At 71.1% G+C, this 4,828-nt stretch carries 5 protein-coding genes; 1 reads left to right on the top strand and 4 read right to left on the bottom strand.

Translation table 11 applies throughout. The features are described 5' to 3' along the window. Positions 1–99: 99 nt before the first annotated feature. On the top strand, positions 100–879 hold the full coding sequence (locus AVW09_RS15245) for an alpha/beta hydrolase (protein WP_063258865.1): 780 nt from the start codon (positions 100–102) through the stop codon (positions 877–879). A 155-nt stretch (positions 880–1,034) separates the two neighbouring features. Here AVW09_RS15245 and AVW09_RS15240 read toward each other — a convergent pair whose 3' ends face one another. From AVW09_RS15240 to AVW09_RS15225, 4 genes are all read right to left on the bottom strand, one after another. Then, the gene (locus tag AVW09_RS15240) at positions 1,035–2,141 is read right to left on the bottom strand and encodes an adenosine deaminase (RefSeq protein WP_063258864.1); all 1,107 of its coding nucleotides are present in this window, start codon (positions 2,139–2,141) and stop codon (positions 1,035–1,037) included. Between the two features lie 23 nt (positions 2,142–2,164). Then, on the bottom strand, positions 2,165–3,454 hold the full coding sequence (locus tag AVW09_RS15235; protein ID WP_063258863.1) for a thymidine phosphorylase: 1,290 nt from the start codon (positions 3,452–3,454) through the stop codon (positions 2,165–2,167). Next, positions 3,451–3,852: a cytidine deaminase gene (locus AVW09_RS15230; RefSeq protein WP_022878797.1), complete on the bottom strand. Its 402-nt coding sequence runs from the start codon at positions 3,850–3,852 to the stop codon at positions 3,451–3,453. The genes AVW09_RS15235 and AVW09_RS15230 overlap by 4 nt, the downstream gene beginning before the upstream one ends. 44 nt (positions 3,853–3,896) lie before the next feature. Continuing rightward, a partial coding sequence (locus tag AVW09_RS15225) for an ABC transporter permease (RefSeq protein ID WP_063258862.1) occupies positions 3,897–4,828 on the bottom strand: 932 nt, incomplete at its 5' end.

The raw sequence follows: 4,828 nt of genomic DNA, 5'->3' as shown, positions 1-4,828 counted from the left end.
CCTTCACCGCGCAGGTGACCGGCCTGGAACCTGAGCACCCGCTGTTCGCCCGCGTCGAGGAGATCGTCGCCGCGCGACAGGCGGCGTTACGCTCGTGAGGTGACCGACACCCCACCGTCCGCCGACGGGGCGCCCCGAGCGCCCCGTCGGCGTTTTCGTGTCCTGCGCTGGATCCTGGGCGGCCTCGGCGCCCTCGTGGTGCTGGCGGTCGTCGGCATCCTGACCTACAGCCAGGTCGGTGTGATGGGCGCCGAACCCGACCCGCTCGCCGAGGCGCGCTCGAACCCGGGCCTCACGATCACGGAGGACCCGACAGCGGTGATCCTGACTCCGACCTCGGGCGACACCGGGCGCGGGCTGGTGTTCATCCCCGGCGCCAAGGTCGACGCGCTGGGCTACGTCGCGACCTTGACCGACACCGTGGTCGACGACGGCGTGACCGTGGTGATCACGCGCCCGTGGCTGAACCTCGCGTTCTTCGACCCTCGCCCCCTCTCGACCTTCACCGACCTGGTGCCGGACGTGCAGACGTGGGCCGTCGGCGGCCACTCCCTCGGCGGCGTGCGCGCGTGTCAGCTCGCGACCGATGCCGACGCCCTCGTGCTGTTCGCCTCGTATTGCGCGAACGACCTGTCCGGGTCGGGGCTGCCGGTGCTGAGCCTCTCCGGTTCCGAGGACGGCCTGTCCACACCGCAGAAGATCGCGGATGCGGCGAGGGAGCTCCCCGACGACGCAGTGTTCGTCGAGATCCCCGGCGCCTCCCACGCGTCGTTCGGCGCCTACGGCCCCCAGCCCGGCGACGGCACCCCGACCGCCGACCCCGCCGAGGTCGACCGCGTCATCGCCGAGCAGCTCGCGGAGTTGCTCCCGGCACCCTGACCCGTGGTCGCCTCCGCGCCCGTGGTGCTGGCGCTGAGCCCGGCGCGGCCGGGTTCGGTGTCCAGGACACGCGGATGCGACGACCGCGCATCCGCGTGTCTTGGACACTCAACCGCGGGGCGGCGCGAGGCCGTCGCCCCGCGCACCGGCACGCGTCAGCGCTGGAAGCCCTCGGCGATGATCTCGATGAGCTCCTCGCGCTCCTCCACCGGCAGGAACGCGCCGGCGGCGGCGTTGAGCTGGAACGCCTCGAGGTCATCGAGGTCGTAGTCGAAGGCCTGCGCCAGCAGCCCGAGCTCGCGGGTCAGCGTCGTCCGGCTCATGAGGCGGTTGTCGACGTTCACCGTGACCGAGAAGCCCAGCTGGTACAGCAGATCGAACGGGTGGGCGTCGAGCGTGTCGCCCCAGGCCGTGATCGCGCCGCTCTGCAGGTTGGACGTCGGCGACAGCTCGAGCGTGATCTCGCGGTCGCGCACCCACCGCGCCATGTCGCCGAACGTGACGAGCACCTCCTCGCCCTCGCGCGACACGACATCGAGGTCGTTGGCGATCCGCACGCCGTGGCCGAGGCGCACGGCCCGGCCGTCGATGAGGGCGGATCGGATGGATGCCAATCCCGCCCCTTCACCGGCGTGCACCGTCGTGGGGAAGAACTGCTCGGCGAGGTAGTCGAAGGCCGCACGGTGGTTCGAGGCCGGGAACCCGTCCTCGGGACCCGCGAGGTCGAAGCCGACGACGCCGCGCCCGCGCCACGCGACCGCCAGTTCGGCGATCTCGTGCGACCGCGAACCCTGCCGCATGGCGGTGAGCAGCTGCCCCACGCGGATGTCCTTGCCGCGTGCGTCCGCGGCATCCTCGCCCTCCTCGATGCCCTCCTGCACGGCATCCACCACGTCGTCGAGGCTCAGACCGCGCGTGAGGTGCTGCTCGGGGGCCCACCGCACCTCGCCGTAGACGACGCCGTCGTCCGCGAGGTCTTCGACGAACTCCTTCGCCGCGCGGACGAGGCCTTCGCGGGTCTGCAGGACGCCGACGGTGAGCGCGAACTTCTCGAGGTAGTCCTCGAGCGACCCCGACTCGACGTGGTCGGAGAACCAGTCGGCCAGGCCCTCCGCGTCGTCGGCGGGAACGTCGAGGTCGAGGTCGTCGGCGAGCTCGAGCACCGTCTGCGCGCGCATGCCGCCATCGAGGTGATCGTGCAGCGACACCTTCGGCAGGTTCTTGAGCTTCTTGCCCTGGATGCGGACGTCGTCGGTGGCCATGGTGCTCCTCGGGTCGGATGCCATCACGCGGTGATGCGCTCGCGCACGAGCGGGGTGCGCACGGGCGCGGTGTCGCCGATCTCCCACGCGCCCTCGACGGCCGCGAGGGCGCGGTCGAAGCGCGTCTCATCATCCGCCGAGAGGGTGAACAGCGGCTGACCGGCGGCGACGGAATCGCCGACCGTGACGTGCAGGTCGATGCCCGCGGCGTGCACCACGGCGTCCTCGGCGCGCGCGCGTCCGGCGCCCAGGCGCCACGCACCGATGCCGAACGGCAGCGCCTCGACGCGGGTGACGACGCCCGCGCGGTCGGCCACGACCGTGTGCGTCTCGCGCGGCCTCGGGAGCGCGGCATCCGGGTCGCCGTCCTGCGCGCGGATCATGCGCTTCCACACGTCCATCGCGCGGCCGTCGGCCAGGGCCGCCTCGACGTCGGCGTCGGGCTGCCCGGCGAGCGTCAGCATCTCGCGTGCGAGGGCGACGGTGAGTTCGACGACGTCGGCGGGGCCGCCGCCGGCGAGCACCTCGACCGACTCGCGCACCTCGTTCGCGTTGCCGATCGCGCGCCCGAGGGGGGTGTTCATGTCGGTGAGCAGCGCCGTCGTGTTGACGCCCGAGTCGGTGCCCAGCGCGACCATCGTCTCGGCGAGCTCCCGGGCGCGGTCGATGTCCTGCATGAACGCGCCGGAGCCGAACTTGACGTCGAGCACGAGCGAGTCGGTGCCCTCGGCGATCTTCTTCGACATGATGCTCGACGCGATGAGCGGGATCGCCTCCACCGTGCCGGTGACGTCGCGCAGCGCGTACAGCTTCTTGTCGGCGGGGGCGAGGCCCGTGCCGGCGGCGCAGATCACCGCGCCCACGTCGGCGAGCTGCGCCAGGATCTCGTCGTTGGACAGCGCCGCACGCCAACCCGGGATCGACTCGAGCTTGTCGAGCGTGCCGCCCGTATGGCCGAGACCGCGACCCGAGAGCTGGGGAACGGCGACGCCGAACGCGGCGACGAGCGGGGCCAGGGGCAGCGTGATCTTGTCGCCCACGCCGCCGGTGGAGTGCTTGTCGACGGTGGGCTTGCCGAGGGACGAGAAGTCCATCCGCTCGCCGGAGGCGATCATGGCATCCGTCAGCACCCGGATCTGGTCACGGCCGAGACCGTTCAGGAGGACCGCCATCGTGAACGCCGACATCTGCGCGTCCATCACGTAGCCGCGGGTGTACGCGTCGACGAGCCAGCGGATCTCCCCCTCGGAGATCGCGCGTCCGTCGCGCTGTGCGCGGATGATGTCGACCGCGTCGTACTGCTCGGTGCTCACCGGGCCGCCTCCTCGAGGTCGCGCGGACCGAAGGCGTCGGGGAGGACTTCGTCGATGGTCCGGATGCCGCTGACGGTCTCGAGCAGCATGCCCGGGATCGCGTGCTCGAACAGCAGCTGGCGGCACCGACCGCACGGCATGAGCGTGCGCCCCTCGCCGTCCACGCAGACGAACGCCACGAGCTGACCGCCCCCGGACATGTGCAGCTCGGACACCAGACCGCACTCGGCGCAGAGGGTCACGCCGTACGAGGCGTTCTCGACGTTGCACCCCGCGACGATGCGTCCGTCGGCGACGAGCGCCGCGGCACCCACCTTGAAGCGGGAGTAGGGGGCGTAGGCGCGGTGCATCGCCTCGGTGGCGGCGGAACGGAGTTCGTCCCAGTCGATGTCGGTCATCGTGGAGCGGAGGGTCCTCTCGTGAAGGGGGAAGGCGGGCCGGGTCAGCCCTTGACGTACGGTTTGCCGGCGGCCGCGGGGCCGCGGACCTTACCGACGAGACCGGCGACGGCGAAGATCGTCACGACGTACGGCAGCATGAGCATGAACTCGCTGGGCACGGGCGATCCGATCACACCGAGGGTGTTCTGCAGGTTGGACGCGAAGCCGAACAGCAGCGCGGCGAGGGTCGCACGGATCGGGTCCCACTGGCCGAAGATGACCGCCGCGAGGGCGATGTAACCGGCACCGGCCGTCATCTCCTTGTTGAACGCCCCCACCGAACCCAGCGTGAAGAACGCGCCACCGAGACCGGCGATCGCGCCACCCAGCGAGACGTTCCAGAACCGCGTGCGGGCGATGTTGATGCCCACGGTGTCGGCCGCCTGCGGGTGCTCGCCGACGGCGCGCAGGCGCAGACCCCAGCGGGTGTGGAAGAGACCGACGTACACCGCGGCCACGGTGACGTACATCAGGTAGACGATGATCGTCTGGTTGAACAGCATCGGCCCGATGATCGGGATGTCGGCCAGCACCGGGATGGGCAGGCGCGGGAAGCGCGGCGGCGAGTTCAGCGTGTCGGCGTGCGGCGAGAGCAGCTGCGAGAACAGGAAGCTCGTGAGGCCGACGACGAGCACGTTCAGCACGACGCCGACGATCACCTGGTCGACGAAGTACTTGATCGCGAAGGCGGCCAGGATGAACGACACCAGGACGCCGGCCACCGCCGCGGCGATGAGACCGAGGTAGGGGTTGCCCGTGACGGTCGCCACGACGGCGGACGTGAACGCCCCCGCGAGCAGCTGCCCCTCGATGGCGATGTTGACCACGCCGACGCGCTCGCTGAGCACACCCGCCATGGCACCGAAGATGAGGGGAACCGACAGGCTCAGGCCACCGGCCAGGAGTCCGGTCAGCGGGATGACCGCGGTCGTCG

The sequence above is a fragment of the Microbacterium sp. T32 genome, assembly GCF_001619615.1.
Taxonomy (GTDB): Bacteria; Actinomycetota; Actinomycetes; order Actinomycetales; family Microbacteriaceae; genus Microbacterium.
Note: the sequence above shows the minus strand (reverse complement) of the source record. Positions and strands in the feature narration are given on the sequence as shown.